The following is a 25,945-nucleotide window of genomic DNA, read 5'->3' as shown; positions in this document are numbered from 1 at the left end:
TTGCCTCAATTATTTTTCTTCTTATTTGAAGTTAATTTTTGATCAGATGTATACGCAGTAACGAAATCTCCCCATGTTAAATTATTTTTTCCTTTTTTATGATTTTTCGCTTTTCTAATTGCCATATTTGCCGCAGCTTCAACTACCCATTCAAAATTTTCTTCACCAACAGAATTTATATCTGCATCCGGTGCGGGATTTCCAAAATCAATTGCATAAGGAATTCCATCTCTCACAGCAAATTCAACAGTGTTAAAATCATAACCTAATGCGTTATTAATTTTTAAAACATCTTCTTCAATTGTTTTTAATAATTTGCTTTCTATTGGTTTTGGATTTTGCACGTATCTCAATTGATGCGGCTGTTTAGGATCATACTGCATAATTTTTACTTCTCTTCTATCCAAACAATAACATCTAAAATATTCAGTAAAATCAATTGCTTCTTGCAGCAACATTACTAAAGTTCCGGTTTCGTGATAATCTCTAAAAAACTCATTTATATCTTTGGGATTATAAACATTTTTCCATCCGCCGCCGGCAAATGGTTTAAAGAAAGCCGGAAATCCCACATAATCAAAAATGTAATTCCAATCTAATGGATAAGCTAAATTTCTCATTGAATTTGCATTTGTATCCGGCGGATGTTGATTGGAAGGCAGTATTACGGTTTTTGGAACATTTACACCAATTTTTGTTGCAATTGCATTATTGAAAAATTTATCATCTGCACTCCACCAAAACGGATTGTTAATTACGGCAGTTCCGGTTAATGCAGCATTTTTTAAATATGCTCTATAGAAAGGAATATCTTGGGAAATTCTATCAATTAGAACATCATATTGAGTTGGTTTACCTTGTTCAACAACATTAATTTTTGCTAATTCCGCAATAATTCCCTTCTCTTTTTTTGAATTTACTCTATCAACAAATGCTTGTGGAAAAGTATTTTCTTGACCAAATAGAATTCCAATTTTTTTCATATATCACCTAAAGAATTTAATGATTTGAGAATTTCAAATTTGAGTAAATATAATTAAGTATTTTCATAAAAACATAATTTAAAATAAAAAAGCTCTTCATTTTAGAAGAGCTTTTTAAAAGTGGTAAATAATATTTTATCTATTTTAGTAATATCATTTTTTTTGTATCAATAAAATCATCGGATTGCAATTTGTAGAAATACACTCCACTCGGTAAATTCCTTCCATCAAATTCAACTTCATAATTTCCGGGTTTTTGTTTTTGATTTACCAATGTTTTTACTTCACTACCAAGAATATCATAAATTTTTAGCTGTACAGACGCAATATTTTGCGTCTCTACATTTGTTGATACACCTTTCACGTTTTGCGGAATTGTATATTTTATTTTTGTTGTTGGGTTAAACGGGTTTGGATAGTTTTGGAAAAGTTCTGAATTTAAAGGTATTACTGAAGTTTCTTTCGTTTTTATTGAAGTCGGATTATTCCAATCTAAAATATTTGCCCAAACATCACTATCATTATCATTTTGACTTTCAGTCCAAGTTGAATAAATCTTACTATTCAAATGTGTTTACCTCAAGAAACCTTAATATTGCATCACCGTATTTACAGACAGTCCCATATTGGTTATGTAATTATTGACATTAATAGTATAGAACATAAGGAAGAAATTATTCGCGAACTGAAAGCAATTCCAGAAACCATAAAAGCAAGAGTTCTATTGTAATTATAAATAGTTTTACAAAGTAGCGTATTTACACATCAAAGTCTTTACGCAGTAATCTGGCTGCATATATTTAAGCTGATGTATTAGACTGTTTCTTACTTGCTTTGAAGTTTTTCTAATTTCTTTCTGGTATCAGGATACTCTTTAATTAATAAAGTTTTTTCAAAAAATTTAATAGCATTTGATTTATCACCTATGGCTTCATAATAATCCCCCATAGAGTCATATACATTATAACTTTCGGGGTAATTTTGTAAATTAAGTTTAAAAAAACTTTCTGCTTTTTTATAGAATTTTCTTTCAAGTGCATCATAACCCATTGAATTGATCTCTTCTTCATCCGGTTTTATTTCATAGCCCATTTTTTTCGAGATTTGGGTAAAATGGCTTAGATATTTGTTAACTAAAGTACTTGTAGAATCAGTAAAGTCTTTTTCGGAGAGTTTTAAAGGATAAAAATCGAAGAAAAAGCGTAAAGCATCGTAAGTTGTAATAAGAGGAACAGATCCATGCGTGTCATCATCGTAATACTTCCCTTTATATTTTAATCCATTTTGTTTGTTTTTCTCTAAAGTGACTTGCAATGCTAATATTGCACGTATGTGCTTCAAGCTGCTAGAAGTATCATTCTGAACATTTTTAATATCCATATCTGCATTTAAAGTATTTGCAATGCCCAAATACAAGGATTTCCCATCAAAATTATTCTCTGACAAAACCTTTTGTGCTTGTTTCAATAGTTTTTGTTTATCCCACCACATACTCGGGTCGATGCAAATATAAGAATTGAATAGATTTATATGATGAACGAAAGATTGCATAACAGCTAAGCCTCCAAAAGAATGTCCAATAAGCATTTTATATGGAGCTGTTGGGTATTTTGCATCGATTTGTGGCACCAATTCCTTCTCGATAAATGCGATAAAATCTTCGCCACCACCTGATGTTTTATAGAAAGCACTATCAGAAATAGTCACATATGGTGGGTCTGGATCAAGCTCTACATTAATATGAGTAGGAGTTAGGTCTCTGGTTCGGTCTTTGTTCAGTATACCCACCACAATCATTTTGGGGCACTTCATATTGCCATTGACACTGCTCAACTGTTGAATCATACCCACTACTGAATAAAAATGCGCATCCCCATCCAATAAATAAACTACTGGATAATGCTGTTGGCTAAAAATTCTACTCGCACCCTGGTCAGGAACATAGACCCAGACTTTTCTTTGTTCATTCAATATTTTTGATTGAATACTATCAATACACCCAATAACTATTCTATTATCTGTCTGAGCTATGATATTGAAATAGAAAGCAATAATTGTGAATATAAAAACTATTTTTTTCATTTTATCACCTTTATTTTAAAAGAATCATTTTTTTCGTTTCCGTAAATACTCCGGTTTGTAGTTTATAGAAATAAACTCCGCTTGGCAGATTGCTTCCATCAAATTCAACTTCATAATTTCCGGGTTTTTGGTTTGCATTTACTAATGTTTTAACCTCTCTTCCAAGAATATCATAAATTTTTAGCTGTACAGACGCAATATTTTGCGTCTCTACATTTGTTGATACACCTTTCACGTTTTGCGGAATTGTATATTTTATTTTTGTTGTTGGGTTAAACGGGTTTGGATAGTTTTGGAAAAGTTCTGAATTTAAAGGTATTACTGAAGTTTCTTTCGTTTTTATTGAAGTCGGATTATTCCAATCTAAAATATTTGCCCAAACATCACTATCATTATCATTTTGACTTTCAGTCCAAGTAGAATAAATTCTGCTATTTTTTATCTCAATATTAAACCCTCCAGCTGTTGTATTTTCATGATTAAGAAGTTTGAAATTTGAGTTAAGTTTATTTCCATCATTATCAAAACGTTGCGCATAGTAAATGTAATTATGTAAATCAATTTCTTGTAAATCTAAAATTATAAAGTTCCCATTTTCATCAATTGCATATGGCTCAAAAATACTATTATAAATGCTATTATTTACTTCTAAAGTTTTAACTGATTCTTGAATATTTCCTTCATTTGTAAACTTTTGGAATTTAAGATACCTTTTCTGATTTATTGCGTCTGCTTCAACCCAATAAATTTTAAAACTTCCATCAGAGTTTACAGCAACTTTATTACCGGCAATATATAATCTTTTGTCGCTACTAGAGATTTTATACTTTTCACCAATTCTATTACAATCTGCAGAAAATATTTGAGCAAACAAAGTTTCCGTACTATCTTTTTTGTCCAAAGCAAGCCAACTAATTATAAAATTATTATTAGGAAAAACAGAAATTGAAGGTACAAATTGATCTTCAAAATTAATATCATCATCCAATAATATTTTATCAGATTGTGCAATTCCACTATTTGAAAAAAGTTGAAAATAAATTTTTATATTATTTGTTGAATCATCAGCTGTTCTCCAAGATATAATATAATTTTCCAAACCATTTGCAGAAATTACACCGATATCGTTTTGATAATTCAAAGGAAGTTCTGAAAGAATAATATTTGAATCAATTGCTTCGCCTTTAGAATTATAAAATTGCCCGACTATTTGTGTTTTGGGAAAATCATTTGGATTTTGTGTTAAAGGATTTTGGATCCAAACAATTACAAAATTTTCATTAGGAGTAATTGATATTTTCGGAGAGGAAAAAATATAACTTTTTTTATTACTTACTTTGAAATTATTCCCAATAAAACTTCCATCATTTAAAAATCTTTGTGCATAAATTTCTATTCCAGAATTATTTCTAAAATCAAGCCAACAAATAATGAAATTTCCATTTTGGCTCACAGCAATATCCGGCGAGGATTGTTCTGCAACTGGAATTCCATCATCATCATTTACTTTAATTTCTTCACTAAGTTGATTATTATTAATATCAAAACTTTTACAGTAAACATCAAAATTATAATGTCCGCTTAAATGCTCTTCTTTTACCCAAGCTACAAAGCAATTTCCTAAACAATCAGATGTAATTGTAGGCATAATATTTTTCATGCTATCTTGGATGGAATTTACTTTAATATTATTTCCTATTAAATTTCCATTTTCATCTAAACGTTGATACCAAACATTGTTTTTAAAGTCTCCAGAATGTTGAGTCCAAGTAATTAAATATTCATTGAAATCTGAGTAATAAATTTCAATAGTATACGAATCATAAGAATCACTTGTATTGATCTTAAAGTTGTTTCCTATTTTTTCACCTTCTTTATTGAATCTTTGTGCATAAACATCAACTGAGTAAATAGAATTTCTGGAGTCAAACCAAGTTGTAATGAAATTACCGCTACTATCATTTGCAATGGTAACATCACATGGATTAGAATTAACTGCATTGTTATCAATTACATTAACTTCTATTCCAATCTTTTCACCTAATTCTGAAAATCTTTGAATTAATAATTTTGGTGTTCCACTTTTCCATTCTTTCCAAGCAAAAATAAAATTATTAAGATTATCAAATGAAATTGAATAAGATCCAATGTATAGATTTTCCGTTTCATTTTTAAGAAGTATTCTTTTTCCAATAGCTGTAAAATCTGAAGAAAACATTTGAGCAAAAATACTTTTACTTTCATCTGCATTATATTCCATCCAAGCTATTAAGATTTTTCCCGATTCATTCATAAATATTTGAGACTCGGCACTATACAAATTACCAATTTCAAATTTTATTGTATTTCCAATTTGCTCAAGTTCTTTTGAATAATGATTAAAACAAATTTCATAATTTGAATTACTCAGTTGAAACCAAATTATTATAAAGCTACCATCGTTTAACATTAAAACCTTTGGAAATTTGCTTATTGTGGAAGGAGAAATATTATCTAAAATTTTTATATTTTGTTTAATTGGAATAGCTGAATTAGAAAAATATTGAAAATAAATCCCCTTCCCTGCATTTCTATCATCTTCCCAAACAACAACAAAATTGCCTTCGCAATCGGAAGCTATTTTAGGATCGGTTTGACTTGAATATTTGTAACCTCCATTTTCATTTACTTGAAAATCCGGAACAATACTAATTGGTTTATTAAAATTCTGAAAATGAAACGTAGAAATGAAAAAAAGGTATAAAACAATTGAATATTTATAGGAACCCACATTCATAATATTGATTCCTTAAAATTATTAGTATATTAAATATAACTTAAATTATTTGATTAATAACATCTTTTTTGTTTCAATAAAATCACCAGATTGTAATTTATAGAAATACACTCCACTAGTTAAATTACTTCCATCAAATTCAACTTCATAATTACCGGGTTTTTGTTTTTGATTTACTATTGTTGCAACTTCTTTGACAAGAATATCATAAATCACTTAAAGTACAGATGAATTATCCAGTCTCTACAATTTTAATTCTATTTTTCACATTCTACATTTCACTTTTCACATTTTTTGGAATTACTACTTTAAATTAAATAATTCATAATTTTGACAGTTATTTATAATTCCAATACTCACAAAGTAAAAAAAAAGCCATCCTTTTGAGATGGCTTTTAATTCATATACAATTATGAAATTAAATAAGATTTGTTCTGTATGATTGCAGAGCTTTCATATAATTTGCTCTTTCAAATGCGGCTGGTTCATTAACGGCTTTTTGACTCATACTTCCTTTCATCAAATCAATTGAATCATATTCGTTTTCTTCCATCCAAACTTTTAATTCGGAAAGAATATCAGTAATTCGTCCAACGCCATTCATTAATAATTCACTGCACATCATTGCAACATCGCCACCAGCCATCATAACTTTTAATACATCTTTGTAATTATGTATTCCGGTTGTTGCTGCCATGCTCGCTTTTATATTACTGTATAAAATTGCAATCCATCTTAGTGGAAGTCTCATTTCCCAATTTGTGCTTAATACAAGATTAGGAAAAACTTCCAACTTTTCTAAATTAAAATCCGGTTGATAAAATCTATTGAACATAACTAAAGCATCAGCTCCTGCATTATCTAATCTTCTTGCCATATTTGACATTGATGTAAAGAATGGACTAAGTTTAATTGCAACAGGAATTTTTATTTGATCTTTTACGGCCTTCAAAGTATCAACATACATATTTTCAATTTCTGAGCCGGTAAGATTAACATTTGTCGGAATGTAATATACATTTAATTCTAAAGCATCAGCTCCGGCTTGTTCAATATTTTTGGCATATTTTACCCAACCGCCGCTGCTAACTCCATTCAAACTTCCAATTATTGGAATATCAGTAGCTTTCTTTAAATTTGCAATATGATCTAAATATTCATACGGTCCCAAGTTGTAATCTTCTTGTTCGGGATAATATGAAGTTGCCTCTGCATAACTTTCCGTTCCGTAATTCAAATAATGATCTAATTCACCGGATTCATGCGTAATCTGTTCTTCAAAAAGCGAATAAACCACAACTGCTGCTGCACCCGCATCCTCCATAGCTTTCACAGAATCAACGGTTTGTGATAAAGGTGATGCTGATGGAACTATTGGATTCTTTAATTTTAATCCCATATACTTTGTTGATAAATCCATTTTCTCTCCAAAATTTTATTAAACTTTTATAAAGCCGCTAAATGAATTAGCGGCATAATTTAGACTTGTTTAGATTTAGAATAATCCATTGATGCCAGTTGTTCGTAATGGCTCCATTTTTTATCAACTTCAGTTTGTGCCAAACCAAGTAAATACTTTGTTCTTTCCGGATCAATTTTTTGCAGCATTTTATACCTTGTTTCAGTGTAAATGAAATCTTCTAGTTTAATTTTTGGAGCTTTTGAATCAAGTTTTAGTGGATTTTTGCCTTCTTTCACATTTTCTGGATTGTATCTGTATAATGGCCAATGTCCACTATCAACTGCTAATTGTTGATGTTCCATACCTTTTGCTAAATCATAACCGTGTGCAATACAGTGACTATAAGCAATAATTAAAGATGGACCATCATATGCTTCAGCTTCAAGAATTGCTTTTAAAGTTTGTGTATCATTTGCTCCCATTGCAATTTGAGCTACATAAACATTTCCATAACCCATTGCCATCATTCCCAAATCTTTTTTAGGATTTGGTCTTCCAGCAGCAGCAAATTTTGCAACTGCACCTAATCCGGTTGCTTTTGACATTTGTCCACCGGTATTTGAGTAAACTTCAGTATCAAGAACTAAAATATTAACATTTTTTCCTTGAGCTAAAACGTGATCCAAACCACCGTAACCAATATCATAAGCCCAGCCGTCTCCACCCATAATCCAAACTGATTTTTTTACCAAATAATCTGCAATCATTAATAAATTTTGAGCTTCATCTGTATTTATGGATTTAAGTTTTTCTTTTAATTCTGATACTCTTTGTCTTTGCTCATAAATATCTGCTTCAGAATTTTGAACAGCATTAAGGATTGAATTCACTAAATCATGACCAACAACATTTTCAAAAGCTTTCAACAATTCTTCTGCGAATTCTTTTTGCTTATCAATTGATAATCTCATACCAAAACCAAACTCAGCATTATCTTCAAAAAGTGAATTTGACCAAGCAGGACCTTTACCTTCATGATTTACTGCCCATGGTGTTGTAGGTAAATTTCCACCATAAATAGATGAACATCCTGTTGCGTTTGCAATTATTGCTCTATCACCAAATAATTGTGAAACTAATTTAACATATGGAGTTTCTCCGCATCCAGCGCATGCTCCGGAATATTCAAACAATGGTTGTAATAATTGACTGCCTTTTATCGAACCAACGTTTAATTTAGTTCTATCAAATTCTGGAATATTTAAGAAATAATCATAATTTGCTCTTTCTTTTTCTCTTAATGGAATTTGTGGAACCATGTTAATTGCTTTTTTACCGGTTTCTCTTTTATTTTTTGCTGGACAAATATCAACGCAAAGTGCACAACCAGTGCAATCTTCTACTGCAACTTGAATTGTATAAGCTAACCCTTCATATTCTTTTCCACGAGCTTCAGTCCATTTATAAGTCTCTGGAACATTATTGGTTAACTCTTTATCATAAGCTTTAATTCTAATTGTTGCGTGAGGACAAACCATTGCACATTTTCCGCATTGGATACAAACTTCTGGGTCCCATTCCGGTACCTCTAAAGCAATATTTCTTTTTTCCCATTGTGTTGTTGCTGAAGGGAAAGTTCCATCTAATGGCATTTGACTAACCGGAATTAAATCACCTTTGCCTTTCATCATCATTGCCAAAGTTTCTTGAACGTAAATAGGAGCTTTATTAGAAACAACTGGAGGTAAAATAATATTACTTGTTACTTCATTCGGAATTTCAATTTTATGTAAATGAGCCAAAGTGCTGTCAACAGCTTCATAATTTTTATTTACAACAATTTCACCTTTTCCACCGTATGTTTTTTTAATTGCATATTTAATTTGTGCAATTGCTTCGTCTTTTGGTAAAACACCGGAAATTGCAAAGAAACAAGTTTGCATAATTGTATTAATTCTTGCTCCCATTCCGGTTTGTTTTGCTACAGCGTAACCATCAATTACATAAAAGTTTAATTTTTTATCAATTATTTGATGCTGCATTTTTTGCGGAAGTTTATTCCAAGTGTCTTCTTTTGAATATGGACTATTCAATAAAAAAGTTCCTCCATCAACAATATTTTCTAGAACATCAAAATTTTCTAATAAATTGAATTGATGAACACCAATGAAATTTGCAGTTTGGATTAAATATGTTGAATGAATTTCTTTTTTACCAAATCTTAAATGTGAAACTGTTGTTGAACCGGATTTTTTCGAATCGTATACAAAATAACCTTGTGCATAATTTTCTGTTTCTTCCCCAATAATTTTAATCGAATTTTTATTTGCACCAACAGTTCCATCCGCACCTAATCCGTAAAACAATGCTCTTACAACATCTTCCCCTTCAGTAATAAAATTTGGATCATAATTTAAACTTGTAAAAGTTACGTCATCATTTATTCCAACAGTAAAATGATTTTTAGGATTATCATTTTTCAATTCATCAAAAACTGCTTTAACCATTGCTGGAGTAAATTCTTTTGATGATAATCCATATCTGCCGCCAACAACTTTTGGTAATTTTTCAAATCTTGGATTAGCAGAATTCATATTTTCAATAAGCGCGGTAACTACATCTAAATAAAGCGGTTCACCAATTGCACCAGGTTCTTTTGTTCTATCCAAAACTGCAATTTTTTCAACAGTTTTTGGAAGTACTTCAATAAATTTATCAATTGCAAATGGTCTATATAATCTAACTTTTAAAACTCCAATTTTTTCTTCCATTCTTGTTGTCATATAATCAATTGCCTCAAGGGCAGCTTCACTTCCCGAACCCATCATCACAATTACTCTTTTAGCATCCGGAGCGCCAAAATAATCAAACAAATGATATTGTCTTCCGGTCAATTCTGCAAATTTATTCATTGCGTTTTGGACAGAATCCGGACAAGCATCATAAAATTTATTTACAGCTTCACGACCTTGGAAATAAACATCCGGATTTTGTGCTGTTCCTCTAATAAATGGATTATCCGGAGTAAGTGCTCTTTTTCTGTGTTCTCTTACTAATTTATCATCAATCATTGATTTAAGATCTTCAAGAGATAATTGTTCAATTTTGTTAACTTCGTGAGATGATCTAAATCCATCAAAAAAGTGAATAAATGGAATTCTTGATTCTAAAGTTGCTCTGTGTGCAATTGCAGCCATATCCATAACTTCTTGAATTGAAGATGAAGCCAACAATGCCCAACCGGTTTGACGAGTTGCCATTACGTCACTGTGATCTCCAAAGATTGATAAAGCAGATGCAGCCAAAGATCTTGCAGAAACATGAAATACTGTAGAAGTTAATTCACCGGCAATTTTATACATATTCGGAATCATTAAAAGCAAACCTTGAGAAGCTGTAAAAGTTGTAGTTAATGCTCCACTTTGAAGTGCTCCGTGTACTGCTCCAGAAGCGCCACCTTCGCTCTGCAATTCCGAAACGTGAGGAACTGTTCCCCATATATTTTTCTTGCCTTGTGCGGCCCAAGCATCCGACATTTCACCCATTCCTGATGATGGTGTAATTGGATAAATAGCAATTACTTCACTGTTATGATAAGCAACATAAGCAGCGGCTTCATTGCCGTCTATTGTTATTTTCTGTCTTTCCATTTTATCCCTTATCTATTTTTATTTTAGATTATAAAACGATTTCGAATTTAATTCCAAAATTATGCCAATTATGCAACAAAACTTTTTGTTGATTTTTACACTAATTATATATTTTTCTATAACTTATCTCTTAATTTTTAGAAATACCTTTAATATCCTCTTATTTTTAAGAATGGATTAAAGATAAATTTGAGGTTTTAAGAAAGAAATGAAATTGGGAAGTAACTTTATATTTGTTAGGTAAACTTGATATTTATGATTGAAATATTTTTGTTTAATTAGTCGATTTATTTATTAAAACTTTACAAATAATTTGGTAACTTCTTCCAATTCCATCAATTCCGCTGCCGTGAGTTCTGTAAGCTTCATTAAAAATGTTATTTACACCAATTCCTATATTTAAAAATGCGTAAGAATATTGAGAATAAAAATTTAGTATATTCCAGTTTGGTGTTCCGCTTTTATCAATTCTATGATCATCCAAATCTCCGGAAGATAATCTTTTTTGTTTACCAGCAAATAAATAATCAACCTTTAATTCAATGTTATTCGAAAGATGATATGAAATTATAAATGCTCCGTAAATTGGTGGAATTCTTCTCATTGGTTCATTTAAGGTGGTATTTTGTCCGTAAGTGTAAGTTAGATTATTTGTCAAAAATAAATTTTCAAGTAAAATAAATTGCATATCAAATTCAAAACCTTGAATATAAGCTTCGCCATAATTCACTTTTGTGTAAACATTTTCACCATTATTAAATTCACTTTCATTATATGTTGATTTAATTCTTTCAATCAAATCAGTGAGATTATTTCTAAACAAAAAAATTGAAGAATATATTTTTGGATGTAAAAGTTTTAACCCAATTTCATAATTAGTTGATTTTTCGGGAGCAAGTTTATTATTTGGGACTTCAATACCAAAATCAAAAAGTCCGAATGTACTAACATCATTGATATTTGGAATTCTATAAGCTGAATTAACTTTCGAAATTATTTTTAAAATCTTATTCAATTTATATGCGACAGAAAAATATCCGGTAATTGCATTTGGATTTATTTTTGGTTTTCCAAACTCTTCATCATTTATATCCAATTTTGCTAAATTAAATCTACCTCCAACGCCAAATTCAAATTGATTTAATTCATAATTTGCTAAAGAAAAAATTGAGAAATTGTGGAATTTACTTTTATCGGAATATAATCCTCGTTTGGTTGCAACAGTATTATTTTCAAGATTATTTACTTTTGCAAAACTATTTACAAAATCATAATAGTATTCAATTCCAGAATTGATTTTCATATTTCTAATTGGCTGCGAAAGTACTAATAAATTTACTCCCCAAGTATCAATTACATCTTTCTCATATGTACTTTTTAATTCATTAAGTTTTTTAATTTTCCGTACTTCAGAAGATTTTTGGCAAGAAAAAGTTAAACTTATATTTTTATAAAAATCATTTTCAGAAAATATTTCATTTTTGATATACGCAAGCTGTCTTATTTGCGGATCAAATTTATAATATTCATAACCTCTTTCATCAACTTGATCAAATCTGTCAACATCATTTTGCTGTAAATATTGATAATTATAAGTAAGTAAAATTTTTTCATTTATTAAATGAGTATTTTTCAAATTGAATGAATATTCATTATAAGAGGACGGTGACTCTTTACCAATTCCCTTACCGGCAATCACATCTCCATAATTTTTAACTGAAAAGTTTGCAGAATATCCGCTATTCACACTAGAATATTCAATAAAAGCATTTGCAGATTTTTCCATATTATCAGATAAACACTTTAGTTGTATTTCGGATGATAAATTATTTTTCAATCCAATTTTTGGTGATTTTGTAATAATATGAACAGCTCCTCCAATAGCATCGCTACCAAATTGAACAGATCCAGACCCACGTAAAATTTCTACTCTTTCAATTTCTGCAAGATTGATTGTATTTAAATACTGATTTGGACCATAACGGAAGGTAGAATTGTTTAATCTAATTCCATCAACTAAAATTAAAGTTTGATTTCCGGTTAAACCTCTTACAAATGGCGAACCAGCTCCATGATTAGATTGTTGCATGAAAATACCGGATGTTCCAATAAGTGCTGATGCAAGATTTGTCGGATTATTAAAATTAATTGTATTTTTTGATAAAATAGAAATTGATTGGTTTACAGAATCAAAATTCTCTGCATACAATGATGAAGAAATTACAACTTCTTTTGTAGTAAAATTAATTTCAGATTGTGCAAAATAATTTTCAAAGGTCAATATTGAAAAAACTATAATGAAAAAGTATACATAAAATATTTCCTTTAGGGAATTAATCTTTAACATGCTTGCTTAGATTTTTATTGAAGAAAATTAATTAACAAACTTATTTTACAATAAAATCATAATTACCGGAAACAACAAATAATCTTGTAAATTCGTTTGAAGATTCAAGAAGTTTTATTTCGCTTACTTTATTTATCGGAATATTATTTTCAAAAATTCTTTTACTAAATAAATTGGGAATATAAATTTCAGCAGTTGAATTAACCGGAATTTCTATATTAAGTTTTAAATAATATTTATCTTTTTGCCAATTGACTTTTAAATTACCATTTATTGTTTCGATAGAAGAATTTACGAAATATAGATTTTCCGGAAAATAAGGTTTAATAATTAAATGTTTATTTCCGGGTTTTTTATCATCGAATTTAATTCCAGCTAACGTGTTATAAAAAAATGCATCAATACTTCCGGTCATTATGTGATTATGTGATTGTTTTAAAGTCCAAAACTCACACATTGTTGTATATTTTTCAACCATATCGCTCCAGCTTGGGTAACCGGTTTGTGTTGCAAGCAAATAGGCAATATCTTCTCTTTCAAATTTTGTTAAAACATCAATCATATATTTTGAACCAAGAACACCGGTTGTTAGATAACCGTTATTTTCTACAACAATATTTTTTACAAGATTTTCTAAAACAGAATTTACATCATTTTCCGGAACGAGATCTAAATACAGCGGAAATGCATTCGCCATTTGGCTTCCATCATTATAATTCTTTGTTTCAGAATTGTAAAACTTATTGTTGAATTCCAATTTTATTTTTTCACTAAGATTATTAAAATAAATTTCGTCTTCTTTATTATTTAAAACATTTGCAATTTTTGATAAATTTTTTGCATTCCAAAAATAAAATGCAGTCGGAACTGATTCCGGTTCACCTTCTTTCCAACCTTTTACTAAGCTTCCCCAATCACCAATCCAACCTTTTTTGATTATAAAATTTTCCGCAATTGAATTTAGAAATTCCAAATACTTTTTCATTGCAGAATAATGTTCAATAAGAATTTTCTTATCACCAAAATTTTGATAAAACTTCCAAACGAGAATAATATAAGTAGAACTCCATTCAACGCCTTCATCCCAAATATATGGGCGAGGAGAAATGATTGGAATATCGCCATCTGAATTTTGATTTGATCGAATTCCGCTCAACCAATTCATATAAAATTGCGGAGTGTCAAAATTTAACATAGCTTCATCAATTGTAACTTGTGCATCACCGAGCCACCCAAGTCTTTCATCTCTTTGCGGACAATCCATTGGATAACCAATTATATTGCTTTTCTGAGACCAAATAGTTGCGTTATGAATTTTATTTATTGTTTCATTGCTGCACTCAAATTTCCCGGCATTTTCAATTGCCGTATGAAGAACAAGTCCATCAATATTTTTAATTGAAAAATCTTCATTGCTTGAAACTTCAACATACTTGAAACCAAAATATGTGAATTTTGGTTGGAAAGTTTCAATTGAATCACCACTTAAAATTACCATGTATTGAGCTTTTGCATTTTCATTACTAGTAATATTTATAGTACCATCATCATTTATATCTTCTGCAAATTGTAATTTTATTTTTGCATTCTTTTTTCCAGAAATGGAAATTTTTATCCAGCCGGTAAAATTTTGTCCGAAATCAAAAACGAATTTTTTATCAATTAATTTAATTTGTTTTATTGGTTTCAAAGTTTCAATAATTTTAACAGCCGGCATTGTGTGTGATTTTAATTTTCCATCCGTTGATGAAAGAATTTTTACATTTTTCCATTTTGAATCATCAAATCCAATTTTATTCCAACCTTTAATTTCCAGATTTGCATCGATTGTTTCACCATCGTAAATGCAATTATGTAATACCGGACCTTTTTCATATTTCCATTTTCCCGACGATGTAATAATTTCAGTTTTACCATTTTCATATTCAATATGCATTTGCATCAACGCCCGCTTAGCTCCAAACCATTGCATTCTATATTGTTGCCACCATTTTTTGTAAGGATTAAACCATCCATTTCCTAAATGAATTCCAATAGCATTTTTTCCATTTTCTAAATTGTTAGTAACATCATATGTAACATATAAAACTTCTTTTCTATAATTAGTTTTTGCCGGTGCAAGAAAATGATCGCCAATTCTCTTTCCATTAAGGTAGAATTCGTAAAAACCTAAACCGGTTACAAAAACTCTTGCAGTTTTAATTTTATTTTTTATTTCAAATTCATTTCTTAGATATATCGAATTTCCTTCGTGCTGAATTGTATCGGGCAATTCATATTGTTCATTTGGATCTTGAAAAAATCCGTTTTTAGGAAAATATTCTGTATGAGAATTTGCCCCAATCCAATTTGCCTTCCAAAGTGTAGAATCAAGAATTGAAGTCCAAAATTCTTCAACACCACTTTTGTATTCCTTTGCATATTTATCCCAAATTTTTATCATCCAAAAATATTGAGAATTGGATTTTAGATTTTTTCCATTGTAAATAATTTGTGAATTATCCGATGAAAATATTTTCCCCGAATTCCAAACTTCGCTAGTTAATTCCTTGTCTGAATAAACGAAAATTTGATATGCAGTTTGAGTTTGCCCTCTTTCTTCAGATTTGATAATCCAGCTTAATCTAGGATTTGTAACATCAATATTAATGGGAGAAGAAAGGTATTCACATTTTAAATTTCTTATTTTCAAATTTTCTTGTGCGAAAATTGAAATACCAAAAAGTAAAATATGAATACCTAAAAAGTAGATATATATTTTTTGCAAAACAGTTTTCAAGAAAATATTTTATGCAATTCCTGGAATGTGAATTATTTTTTCAATATTAACTTTCCCTAATTCATAAACATCCGGACCTAATTTTAAATCAGAATTCATAACTTCATCCCATGTAACTTCTTTACCGGAATAAGCAGACATTCTTCCCATAATTGCACACATTGTTGAAATTGCTGTATTTTCAGCTTCGACAAATGGCTTATTTTCTCTTATGGCTTGAACAAGATCAATATGTTCTTGCACATATGGCGAAACCTTTACGGATTCGTTTTTCTCAACCCCTTCAATTTTGGGATATTGATATTCCCAAATTACATTTCCTTTTGAATCAAATATTTTATTTCTGCAATTTGTATAACCTTGAGAACCAAAAACTAATTCAGAAACATTATCTGTACATCCGTTTATTTGTCTGCACATGCTGTGAACATGCATGCCACTTTCATATTCAAAATCAACGCTAAAATTATCATATTGATCACCGGTAACTCTTCTTTGCCTTGATCCGAAACCAACTGCTTTAATTGGGTGTTTTTCAGTAAACCAATTAATTACATCAATATTGTGCACATGTTGTTCAACAATATGATCACCGGAAAGCCATGTCCAGTTTACCCAATCGCGAATCATATATTCCATTTCAGACCATTCCGGTTGAGGATTTCTAAACCATAATTGACTCTGATTCCAATAACAATTTGCTGAAACTATTTCTCCAATTTTTCCTTCATATATTTCTTTGAAAGTTGCAACATAATCTCTTTGATGACGTCTTTGAGTTCCGGTTGCAACTACTAAACCGAGAGCTTCTGCTTTTTTTGAGGATGCAATTACTGATCTTGCACCAACGGGATCAACGGCAACTGGTTTTTCCATAAACACATGTTTTCTTGCATCAACTGCAGCTGCAAAATGTAATGGTCTAAAATGAGGAGGCGTTGCTAAAATAATTACATCAACTCCGGAATTTATTACTTTTTCGAAAGCATCAAATCCCACAAAACAATTTTCATCTGCAACAATTTCTTGTTTTTCATTTTTGAGTTTTAATTTACATTCATCAACACGATCTTTAAATACATCACCAATTGCATGAATTTTTAAATTTGGGCCAGCACTTAAGAAATCAATTGCAGCTCCGCTTCCTCTGCCTCCACAGCCAATTAAACCAGCTTTTAAAACTTTACCATCCGGAGCTTGATCAAGAAAAACTTTTTCTTCCATAGTTCTTTTTTTATCAGAAGCAACACTACATCCAACAATTATTCCAGTTGCTGCAACTGCACTCATATTAAGAAAATCTCTGCGGTTTAATTTTTCTGACATGATTTTACCTCTTTTCTTTGTTCAAGTAAAATATTTAATTATAATTCGTTTTATTTAATACTTTCAGAAACTTCACACACAACACGAAATCCTACATCTTTACAATCTGAATACCACCAAATACTTTTAGGAACCTGCGGATCTGTACGCAACCATGTTTTTTGGTTTGTTGATTCTCTTGCTGTTATTCTTAAATCAACCGCATCGCTAAGGTATGATCCACCACGAATTACAAATTCTGTTCCTTCTAATGGTCCTAGCGGATTTCTAAATGTATTATGATTTTTTAAACTCTCATGAATATTATCTGAGTAAAAATCGGAGCAAAATTCTTTTACATTTCCAAGCATATTAACTAATCCAAATTGATTTGGTTTAACTGAATTTGGCATATTTGTTTTGTTAAAACTATTTTCCTTATAAATGCAATACGAATTAATTACACTTGTATCAACACCAAATATTGATTTCCAAAAACCTTCACTTGTATAATCTAATGACGTACCATTAAAAAAGTATTCCCCTTTTACATTTGCTCTAGCTGCATATTCCCATTCAGCTTCTGTAGGAAGTCTATATTTTTTGCCGGTTTTTTTTGATAACCATTCGCAGTATTTTTTTGCTGCAAAATGTGTCATTGTAATAGCTGGACGATCTTCTTTTCCCCAACCTTGTCCTGGATCACCATAAGGCGGAGTTGGACCAGAAATTACATCAACATTATTTAACCTTGATTTTATTAACTGATCTTCAGTTCTTCCTTCTGTGCCGGTTTCTTTCATAAATGCATAATATTCATTCCAGCTTATCTCAGCTTTGCCAATCCAAAATTTACTTATCTCAATTTCAACTTCGGGTTTTTCATTTTCTTTTACGATTTCAAGATTTTGAGAACTACCAAATAAATATTTGCCGGAAGGAATTGCAATCATCTCAAAATCAACACTTGTTCCTGGAATTTTTTCAACAAAATTCTGGAATGAATCTACTCTTGATGCTTCACTATAAATAATTTCATATTTGGAAATATCAACAGCTTCCTCTTCTATTTTTTCATGATAATGACCGGTTTCGAGATGACAATTTATACATCTAATTTCTTCTTTATTCTGATCAAAATACAAATGTGCATCTTCACCCTTTTTTGAAAGCTTTGGTGGGAAAAGATTTTTATGGCAATTTAAACATCCTTCTTGATAAACATGTTTATCTGCAAATTCTCTCTGAGACATTTTTTCCCAATTGAAATCTGAGGAATCCTTAAACAAATAACCATATAAATCTCTAATTCCCGTTGTGGCTTTTGCAGTAAATTTTTCTATTCCACTTGGCGGTAAATGACAATCAACACAATTTACGGCAACCCCGCTTTCATTATATACATGCGGACCAATTTTCCAAGATTGTGTTGCTTGAGGATGTACATGACATGATTCACAAAATTCATTTGATGAAGTTTCTTCGTATCCATAATTTAGAATAAGAAATAAAAACATACCAAAGATAATTAGTGATAATTTTAAATAAACCGATTTTCTTTTTTTATCTGATGACATAAAATGAGTAAAATTTAATCAATAGGTTCAATAAATATTTCTTTAAATTGAATTGGTTTTCCTTCGCTTTGTAAGCCGATTGTTCCATTTGATACAGTACAATTAGTAGCTTTATTTTGAAATACTCCATTTACGAAAAGTTCGATCGAATTTCCTTTGCATAAAATTTCGTATTTATTCCAATCTCCGGGTTTATTTTCACTATTATTGTTTTTCTTCTGTAATCGTCTGGAATTTTTATCTGTTAATTCAGTAAAATCTGTTCCATTTATTACATAAAAATCACCGGCATTTTCATGCATTAGTTGAGCTTCAATACATTTAGGCCAAACTTCATCGGGAAGTTGAGCATGAATGAGTACACCGCTATTTCCCGGTTCAGATGGCCACCGCCAAACAACAGTAAGTTTGTAATTTGAATAATTAACATTTGTTCTGATATAAGATATCGGGATTCCGGAACAGTTTAACAAATTGTCTTTAACATTCCAAACTGTTTTAACATCAAGATTTTTATCGGGAATAAAAATTGTCCAATTTGAAAAATCATTTCCATTCCACAATGTAATTTTTTCTTTTGGTGGAATAAAATTCCTTTCATCCGCAGTTGATTTTTCTGTTTTAGGAATATTGAAACATGAAATTAGTAAGGTTGAATATAAAAGTAAAAATGACATATTATTCAACATATTGATTTCTCCTTAAATCAATTTACATCACACTTTCTGTATGCTTCGATTACGGCAATTTCACCTTCTTTACCTTTTTTACTATTCCCGTGTTCCATTCCTAAAATTCCTTTGAATCCTTTATTATAAATATGTTCAAAGATATTTTTATAATTTATTTCACCAGTAGTTGGTTCATTTCTACCAGGATTATCACCCATCTGGAAATACGCAATTTCATCCCAAGCAGCATCAATATTGGGGATTAAGTTACCTTCTGTAATTTGTTGATGATATAAATCATCCAATATTTTACATGCCGGACTATTTACAGCTTTACAAATTTGATAAGCTTGAGGAACTTTTTTCAAAAATAATCCAGGATGATTAAAGAAGTTTAGAGGTTCAAGAACCATAACCAATCCGTGAGGCTCTAATATTGCACTTGCTTGTTTCAAACTTTCTACAACATTTGCAGTTTGATAATCCATTTCTAATTTTAGATCAACATGACCAGGAACAACAGTCATCCATTTAGCATTTACCCGTTTTGCAACTTCTACAGATTCTTTAATATCTTTTAAGAATTCATTTCTTAGTTCAATATTTCCACTTGCTAAATTTGGTTTATCCCAATAAATATTATGAGCAACAAATACACCCATGGCCAAATTTAGATTTTCCATTGTTTTAGCAATTTTATTCTGATCTTCAATCGATTTTGATTTCATTCCATTATCTTCAAGCGCTGTAAATCCTTGATCAGCAATATATTTTAACTGATCGATATTATCTTTTCCAGCACTATTTTCAAACATTCCAAAATGCGGAGCGAAATTCATTTTAAATTTTTGAGTATTTGATTTTGCTAAGTTAGTATCTTTAGCGTTTATTTTACTTGCTCCAAAAGTTAATGCGGCAGCTGAAAGCGAAATATTTTTAATAAAGTTTCTTCTGTCAATGTTTTTAGTTTTGTCAAAATTTTTCATTTTAATTTATCCCGCTGGTTATTTAAAAATTAAGATTACATAGTATTTTGATTAGTTATAATTTATCTGAAAATCTATTCAGAATAATTCTTCATTTAATTGTAATAATAATGAAAACGTTTGTTTAACACAAATAATAAAGATTCTAATTAGATTTTTTTTTAATTTATATTCGCGGTTATTAAAATAGCATTTTATATTTATAAAATTTTGAAATATTATAAAATATTTTCCACAATAATTTACTAATGAATTTAAATTTGCTGAAAAATCTATCAATTAGTTTCTTCACATTTATTCTTCTATTATTTCTTTCAGAAATTATATTAAGATTATTTTATGAACCGCTTAACTCCGGCTGGGGTTGGAATGATTCGCCAAGAAGAAATTTGTCAAATTGCAAAAATGATGAACCAAATCAATTGGGATTACGAGGACAAAAAATAATGTATAATCAAAATGATTTTGTTATACTGTTACTTGGTGATAGTCAAGTTGAATCTGCAACTTCTTCCAAAAATAAAATGCCAGAAATTTTGTTAGAAAATTATCTTACAAAATTTACAAATAGAAAAGTAAAAGTTTTTTCATTAGCTGCATCCGGTTGGGGTCAAGATCAGCAAATTATTGCCTTAGAAAATTATTTTACAAAATATAAAGCAGATTTGGTTTTAATTTGGTCAACTCCCAAAAACGATTTTTGGGAAAATACATTTCCCGATAGAAACGTAGGAAAAATTGCCGGTCATTTAAAACCAACATTTAAACTTTTCAACAAGAATTTGGAAGGACCATTTTATACTCAAAATAGTTATTATAAGAATAGTGTTATCATACAACTTTTTTATTCTGCAATCCAGAATTATAAAAAACAAACTCTTGAGCAATTAATACTTGAAGATTGGGTTAAAGATTTACCAAATCATAATAAATTTCCAAGGAAAGAAAAAATTAAATCCTTTGAAATAGATTTAAATCTATACTCGCAAAAAATTTTACAACTTACAGATTCAACAAATATTACAATTTTAACTTATGAGGATTTTGTAAATGGAAGAAGTCATTTTACTCCTTACATAATTCCTAAATCCGCTCGCGATAATTATTCAATTGACATAACGAGGGCTTTGATAAATCGAATTAAAGAAATTTCAAATAAAAATAATGCAGAAACGGTTGTCTTTTATCCAATACGAAATGATTTTGATAAAATTAGCAGTAAAAATGTTAAGTATGTTAAAAGCTATTATTTCCGGGGTTATTACTTTAAAGTTGAACAAAATTTTATTGAACTTTTGCAAAATACAGTTTCAAATGAAAATTTATTTATGTTTGAGATAAGCGGTAATGATGAGATTTGCGTTGATTTTAAAGATCGTCATTTAAATGACTTAGGAAATTCTCAAGTAATGAAAAATGTAGCTGAATATATTTTAAATAACTTTCAAGAAAATTTGAATTAAAGTGAGGTGTAATATGAAATTAAATTTCAAATTATTTTCAATGATTTTAATTATCATTTATCAAATTACATTTTCTCAAAAAATTTATAAACATGATAATCCTCAATGGAGAACGGTTGAAGATAAAGTTTACTTACAAGAATATTCAACCAAAATTTTTACTGAAAGTGAAATTACCTCAGTAGCTTCATTCAAGGAAAAATTTTATTTAGTTATGAATTCAGAATTATTCTGGATTGAAAAAGATAGAATTGAAAAAGTTGAAAATTCACCGAATAGAATTAATCGAATAATTTCTCTTAACAATTTATTATTTGCGCTAACTGGAAATGGATTATTTCAACTAAATCATGAATGGAAATTAATTGACAAAAATATTTTTGTTGATTTATGTTTACATAACAATGAAATTTATGCAGCAACCACAAATGATGTTTTTCGTTTAAATGATGATAAATTACTAAATATAAAACCGGAAGGCGGATATTATTCAAGTAATATGACAATGCTTATGGAAGATGGAACGCAACTCCATGCAGATCCGGTTGATATTGGTCCAATTCAAAAAATTACTTCTTATAGTGGAACATTATATATTTTAAGATTTGGTGAACTTGCATTATTTGATGGAAAAATTGTTAATCAAGATTTCATTGATTGGGGAAAACTACCTTCAACTAATACTAATGATTTTTTAAGTGTTGCGAATAAGATTTATATAAGTACAGATCGTGGAATTGGTATTTTAAGAGGTGCTTCTATTTATACAATTAAAGGAGAAAATGGTTTACCTTTCGAAAATACAACTTGTTTAGAAAAAGGGTTTGATAATGATGTTTGGATCGGAACAAAAAAAGGTTTAATCAGAAAGTTGGAAAATGATTGGCAGTTTTTTGGTGCAGATCATTGGCTCCCTGGAGAAAAGGTAAATGATATATCTGTAATGAATGAAACAGTTTGTGTTGCAACTGATAAGGGAATTGGAATTATTAATTATGAACGATTTACGTTGCAAAAGAAAGTTGATTTTTATGAACAACATTTGGAAACTTGGGGACATAAAAGACTTGGATTTATTCATATGTTATATAAGAAAAATAATAAATGGATAAGGGAAATAAGTGATAATGACGGAGGACATACTGCTCCATATCTTGCTGCAATGTGTTATAAATATTTAGTTACCGGAGATGAAACTGCAAAACAAGAAGCACTAAACTCATTTTATGCAATGATCTGGCTTGAAAAAATCACTCCAATTGATGGATTTATCGCACGCGCAATTTGGTCACCAACTGGGGATGAAGATGAAAGAAGTAAACATGGGTCCGGGGGTTTACCAGCTAAATGGTATCAAACAAAAGACGGAAAATGGTACTGGAAAGGTGATACTTCAAGTGATGAAATTATGGCGCATTTTTATGCAGTAACATTATTTCATGATTTAATTGCAGAAGGAAATGATAAAAAATTAGCCAAAGAACATATCGAAAAAATAGCAAGGTATATAGTAGATAATGGCTGGAAATTAATTGATATGGATGGAAAGCCTACACGTTGGGGTCGGTGGGATGCTAATTATCTTCTCAATCCATACGGCTGGGTTGATAAAGGCTTAAATGGATTAGAAGCACAAGCAATTGCAAAATCTGCATTGGCAATTTGCGGAAGTTCAAAATTCACAAATGCATTTCAGCAATTGGTAGATTGGGGTTATTTAAATCATACAGTTCGTCAAAAAAATACTTTCCCACCTGAGAATATTGCTCCGTGGGATGACAATCTAGCATTTTGGTCATATTTTACCTTGCTCCGCTATGTAGATGATCAAAATTTAAAATCAATTTACTTAAGAAGTCTGGAAAGATCTTGGGAAACTAAAAGAATTGAACATTTAGCTTGGTTTAATTTTGCATATGGAGTAATGACTGGAAATGATTGTGAAGCAGAACAAGCTGTAAATTATTTAAGAAAATGGACTTTGGATTGTGTTGAACATAATTACACAAATTCACATAGAGATGATTTATTTGTTGAACCCGGTTATATTTCTTATGAAGGAGGAACAAAAATTATTTCTCCGAGAGAATCATCCGGAAATAGGAATTCAATAAATTTGGATGGAAGAGCAAATGGAAAAAGAGTTATGGATCCTACTGATTTTATTCATGATTATTGGATGGGAAGATATTTTGGAATTATTTCTGAACCAAAAACAAATGACGAAGATTTAATTAGATATAAAGATTTATTCAATCAAAAAAATGGAGCTGAAAAATATAATGGAGAAAAAAGACCAATATTTTAAATCTTAATTAAAATATTTTATTTATAAAACTGTTTTCTTTAAGATATTGGAAAGCAATTTTTCTAACAGTTTTTAATTCATATAAAGTGTGAGAATCACTATTAATATAAATTCTATTTGCGATTTTTAACATTTGTTTAAGTTTACTTAAATTTGTTCTGTTTGTTGAAAGGTTTGCTCCGTTTACTTCCAAGGCAACATTATATTTATTGCATAATTCGGTTACGGCAATAATATCAACATTATCTCCGTGGTAAATTGAGCAAGGATGACCAAGAAATTTTATTTTGAAATGAAATCTTTCAATTGCATTTAGATATGCTTCGGTTATGGTTCTTGAATCTTCCTGATACGGCGGATTTTGATGAGTAGAAAGAATAATAAAATCCGATTCTTCACCTTGAATATCCATACACACATCACCATTGGAATTTAAAATATCCGCCTCTATTCCAAATTTTACATCAACATCATTAAAAATATTTTGCCATCTTTTTATAATTCCTCTGTAAGATTTTCGAGCGAAATTTCGAGTATCTAAATATGCTTGGTTGTGATCTGTAATTGCAATCTTATTTAAACCAATTTCTCCGGCAAATTTTACAATTTCATCAATTGTATTTAATCCATCGGAAAAATTTATTGAATGAATATGATAATCTTCATTACCAGGATTGATAATTTCCATATTTTACGAAAATAAAATTAATGCAATATTTTTAATTTACCATCTTCTGTGAACCAATTTTTTGCTGCTTGCTCTAAACCAAACATTTCTTCTAAAGATAATTTTCTAGGATATCTTGTTAAGGATTTTATTGATATTCCTCTTTTGCTAATTAAATATTTTACACCCATAGGATGGACTGATCTCTGCGCCATTTCCATCCCACATAAAATATTATGAAATTTTTCAGCATTTGGATTATTGTTTTTTCCGTTTTCATAAACTGTAACTTCCAAATCTGGAAGCCAATTTGCTGCAATATTCATGGAGCCCGGCGTTCCATATTTTATTGATTCCAACAAATACGGAACATTTGCTTGAAGATGTGCAAAGTTTGTCGAAACTGTAATATCTGTAATTTTCTTAATCTTTTCCAAATCACAGCTTGTTTCTTTATATGCAAAATATTTTCCGGTTTCTGCAATTTTTTTTATTAAATCAAACCCTAAATAATATCTTCTCGGAACCGGACATTCATAAATCCCAAGTTTTACATTGGTTTTTTCAGCAATGGTTAAATAGTATTTTTCTAATTCATCATCATTATTTAAGAATTCCGGAACGGTCAACATAACAATATCTACACCTGTATCAGAAACTTTTCTTATAAATTCCAAATGATCATTTATATTTTCACCAAAATTACCAGTTCCAACAACTGGAATTTTACCATTAACAATTTTCACTGCATCAGAAATTAATTTTAATCTTTCGCTATCGGTCAATTCAAACATTTCACTTGACTGGCAATTTGCATAAATTCCGCCAAGATTAAATTGCAAATACCATTCAATCATTTTTTGGTATCCAATAAAATCAATTGATAAATCATCATTAAATGGTGTTATTAAAACCGGCCAAATTCCTTTATATATTTGCATAACTTTCC

17 protein-coding genes are annotated in these 25,945 nt (G+C 29.9%); 2 read left to right on the top strand and 15 right to left on the bottom strand.

Annotation, left to right across the window (positions count from 1 at the left end):
- Positions 1 to 5: 5 nt before the first annotated feature.
- The 13 genes from IPM32_13645 to IPM32_13585 form a co-directional block, all read right to left on the bottom strand.
- Complete coding sequence (locus tag IPM32_13645; GenBank protein ID MBK8946296.1) at positions 6 to 983, bottom strand: hypothetical protein; 978 nt, start codon at positions 981 to 983, stop codon at positions 6 to 8.
- 139 nt (positions 984 to 1,122) lie between these two features.
- Positions 1,123 to 1,551 carry a T9SS type A sorting domain-containing protein gene (locus IPM32_13640; protein ID MBK8946295.1) on the bottom strand — a complete coding sequence of 143 codons (429 nt, stop codon included), beginning with the start codon at positions 1,549 to 1,551 and terminating at the stop codon, positions 1,123 to 1,125.
- A gap of 257 nt (positions 1,552 to 1,808) precedes the next feature.
- Positions 1,809 to 3,065 (bottom strand): alpha/beta hydrolase, encoded by a 1,257-nt coding sequence (locus tag IPM32_13635; protein MBK8946294.1) that lies wholly within the window; start codon positions 3,063 to 3,065, stop codon positions 1,809 to 1,811.
- A 10-nt stretch (positions 3,066 to 3,075) separates the two neighbouring features.
- Positions 3,076 to 4,713, bottom strand: a complete 1,638-nt coding sequence (locus IPM32_13630) for a T9SS type A sorting domain-containing protein (GenBank protein ID MBK8946293.1) — start codon at positions 4,711 to 4,713, stop codon at positions 3,076 to 3,078.
- Positions 4,714 to 5,886: 1,173 nt separating this feature from the next.
- Positions 5,887 to 6,057 (bottom strand): T9SS type A sorting domain-containing protein, encoded by a 171-nt coding sequence (locus tag IPM32_13625; protein MBK8946292.1) that lies wholly within the window; start codon positions 6,055 to 6,057, stop codon positions 5,887 to 5,889.
- Positions 6,058 to 6,259: 202 nt separating this feature from the next.
- The gene (locus IPM32_13620; GenBank protein ID MBK8946291.1) at positions 6,260 to 7,261 is read right to left on the bottom strand and encodes a dihydroorotate dehydrogenase-like protein; all 1,002 of its coding nucleotides are present in this window, start codon (positions 7,259 to 7,261) and stop codon (positions 6,260 to 6,262) included.
- A 59-nt stretch (positions 7,262 to 7,320) separates the two neighbouring features.
- The gene (gene nifJ / locus IPM32_13615; protein MBK8946290.1) at positions 7,321 to 10,893 is read right to left on the bottom strand and encodes a pyruvate:ferredoxin (flavodoxin) oxidoreductase; all 3,573 of its coding nucleotides are present in this window, start codon (positions 10,891 to 10,893) and stop codon (positions 7,321 to 7,323) included.
- Between the two features lie 274 nt (positions 10,894 to 11,167).
- A complete protein-coding gene (locus IPM32_13610; protein MBK8946289.1) occupies positions 11,168 to 13,240 on the bottom strand; it encodes a TonB-dependent receptor in 2,073 nt (690 codons plus the stop codon).
- Positions 13,241 to 13,280: 40 nt separating this feature from the next.
- Positions 13,281 to 16,007 (bottom strand): family 78 glycoside hydrolase catalytic domain, encoded by a 2,727-nt coding sequence (locus IPM32_13605; GenBank protein ID MBK8946288.1) that lies wholly within the window; start codon positions 16,005 to 16,007, stop codon positions 13,281 to 13,283.
- Between the two features lie 21 nt (positions 16,008 to 16,028).
- Positions 16,029 to 17,345, bottom strand: coding sequence for a Gfo/Idh/MocA family oxidoreductase (locus tag IPM32_13600; protein ID MBK8946287.1), 1,317 nt, complete (start codon positions 17,343 to 17,345; stop codon positions 16,029 to 16,031).
- 50 nt (positions 17,346 to 17,395) lie between these two features.
- Positions 17,396 to 18,901, bottom strand: coding sequence for an SUMF1/EgtB/PvdO family nonheme iron enzyme (locus IPM32_13595; GenBank protein MBK8946286.1), 1,506 nt, complete (start codon positions 18,899 to 18,901; stop codon positions 17,396 to 17,398).
- Between the two features lie 14 nt (positions 18,902 to 18,915).
- On the bottom strand, positions 18,916 to 19,590 hold the full coding sequence (locus tag IPM32_13590; GenBank protein ID MBK8946285.1) for a DUF1080 domain-containing protein: 675 nt from the start codon (positions 19,588 to 19,590) through the stop codon (positions 18,916 to 18,918).
- Between the two features lie 17 nt (positions 19,591 to 19,607).
- Complete coding sequence (locus IPM32_13585; GenBank protein ID MBK8946284.1) at positions 19,608 to 20,531, bottom strand: TIM barrel protein; 924 nt, start codon at positions 20,529 to 20,531, stop codon at positions 19,608 to 19,610.
- A 287-nt stretch (positions 20,532 to 20,818) separates the two neighbouring features.
- Between IPM32_13585 and IPM32_13580 the strand changes: the two genes are divergently transcribed.
- Both IPM32_13580 and IPM32_13575 read left to right on the top strand, forming a co-directional pair.
- Entirely contained in the window at positions 20,819 to 22,021 is a 1,203-nt protein-coding gene (locus IPM32_13580; GenBank protein ID MBK8946283.1) for a hypothetical protein, read from the top strand.
- A gap of 13 nt (positions 22,022 to 22,034) precedes the next feature.
- Complete coding sequence (locus IPM32_13575; protein MBK8946282.1) at positions 22,035 to 24,329, top strand: hypothetical protein; 2,295 nt, start codon at positions 22,035 to 22,037, stop codon at positions 24,327 to 24,329.
- Positions 24,330 to 24,336: 7 nt separating this feature from the next.
- On the opposite strand, the gene IPM32_13570 is transcribed toward IPM32_13575, so the two are convergent.
- Both IPM32_13570 and IPM32_13565 read right to left on the bottom strand, forming a co-directional pair.
- The gene (locus IPM32_13570; protein MBK8946281.1) at positions 24,337 to 25,017 is read right to left on the bottom strand and encodes a PHP domain-containing protein; all 681 of its coding nucleotides are present in this window, start codon (positions 25,015 to 25,017) and stop codon (positions 24,337 to 24,339) included.
- A 17-nt stretch (positions 25,018 to 25,034) separates the two neighbouring features.
- Positions 25,035 to 25,937, bottom strand: coding sequence for a dihydrodipicolinate synthase family protein (locus tag IPM32_13565; GenBank protein ID MBK8946280.1), 903 nt, complete (start codon positions 25,935 to 25,937; stop codon positions 25,035 to 25,037).
- Positions 25,938 to 25,945 lie beyond the last annotated feature (8 nt).

This window comes from Ignavibacteriota bacterium (genome assembly GCA_016716225.1).
Classification (GTDB): Bacteria; Bacteroidota; Ignavibacteria; order Ignavibacteriales; family Melioribacteraceae.
Note: the sequence above shows the minus strand (reverse complement) of the source record. Positions and strands in the feature narration are given on the sequence as shown.

What these genes read in the sequence shown, in the direction of transcription:
- IPM32_13595 (MBK8946286.1), bottom strand. Translation starts at nt 18,901, where the DNA reads ATGTCATCAGATAAAAAAAGAAAATCGGTTTATTTAAAATTATCACTA.
- IPM32_13590 (MBK8946285.1), bottom strand. Translation starts at nt 19,590, where the DNA reads ATGTTGAATAATATGTCATTTTTACTTTTATATTCAACCTTACTAATT.
- IPM32_13620 (MBK8946291.1), bottom strand. Translation starts at nt 7,261, where the DNA reads ATGGATTTATCAACAAAGTATATGGGATTAAAATTAAAGAATCCAATA.
- IPM32_13610 (MBK8946289.1), bottom strand. Translation starts at nt 13,240, where the DNA reads ATGTTAAAGATTAATTCCCTAAAGGAAATATTTTATGTATACTTTTTC.
- IPM32_13565 (MBK8946280.1), bottom strand. Translation starts at nt 25,937, where the DNA reads ATGCAAATATATAAAGGAATTTGGCCGGTTTTAATAACACCATTTAAT.
- IPM32_13635 (MBK8946294.1), bottom strand. Translation starts at nt 3,065, where the DNA reads ATGAAAAAAATAGTTTTTATATTCACAATTATTGCTTTCTATTTCAAT.
- IPM32_13645 (MBK8946296.1), bottom strand. Translation starts at nt 983, where the DNA reads ATGAAAAAAATTGGAATTCTATTTGGTCAAGAAAATACTTTTCCACAA.
- nifJ (MBK8946290.1), bottom strand. Translation starts at nt 10,893, where the DNA reads ATGGAAAGACAGAAAATAACAATAGACGGCAATGAAGCCGCTGCTTAT.
- IPM32_13570 (MBK8946281.1), bottom strand. Translation starts at nt 25,017, where the DNA reads ATGGAAATTATCAATCCTGGTAATGAAGATTATCATATTCATTCAATA.
- IPM32_13600 (MBK8946287.1), bottom strand. Translation starts at nt 17,345, where the DNA reads ATGTCAGAAAAATTAAACCGCAGAGATTTTCTTAATATGAGTGCAGTT.
- IPM32_13630 (MBK8946293.1), bottom strand. Translation starts at nt 4,713, where the DNA reads ATGCCTACAATTACATCTGATTGTTTAGGAAATTGCTTTGTAGCTTGG.
- IPM32_13575 (MBK8946282.1), top strand. Translation starts at nt 22,035, where the DNA reads ATGAAATTAAATTTCAAATTATTTTCAATGATTTTAATTATCATTTAT.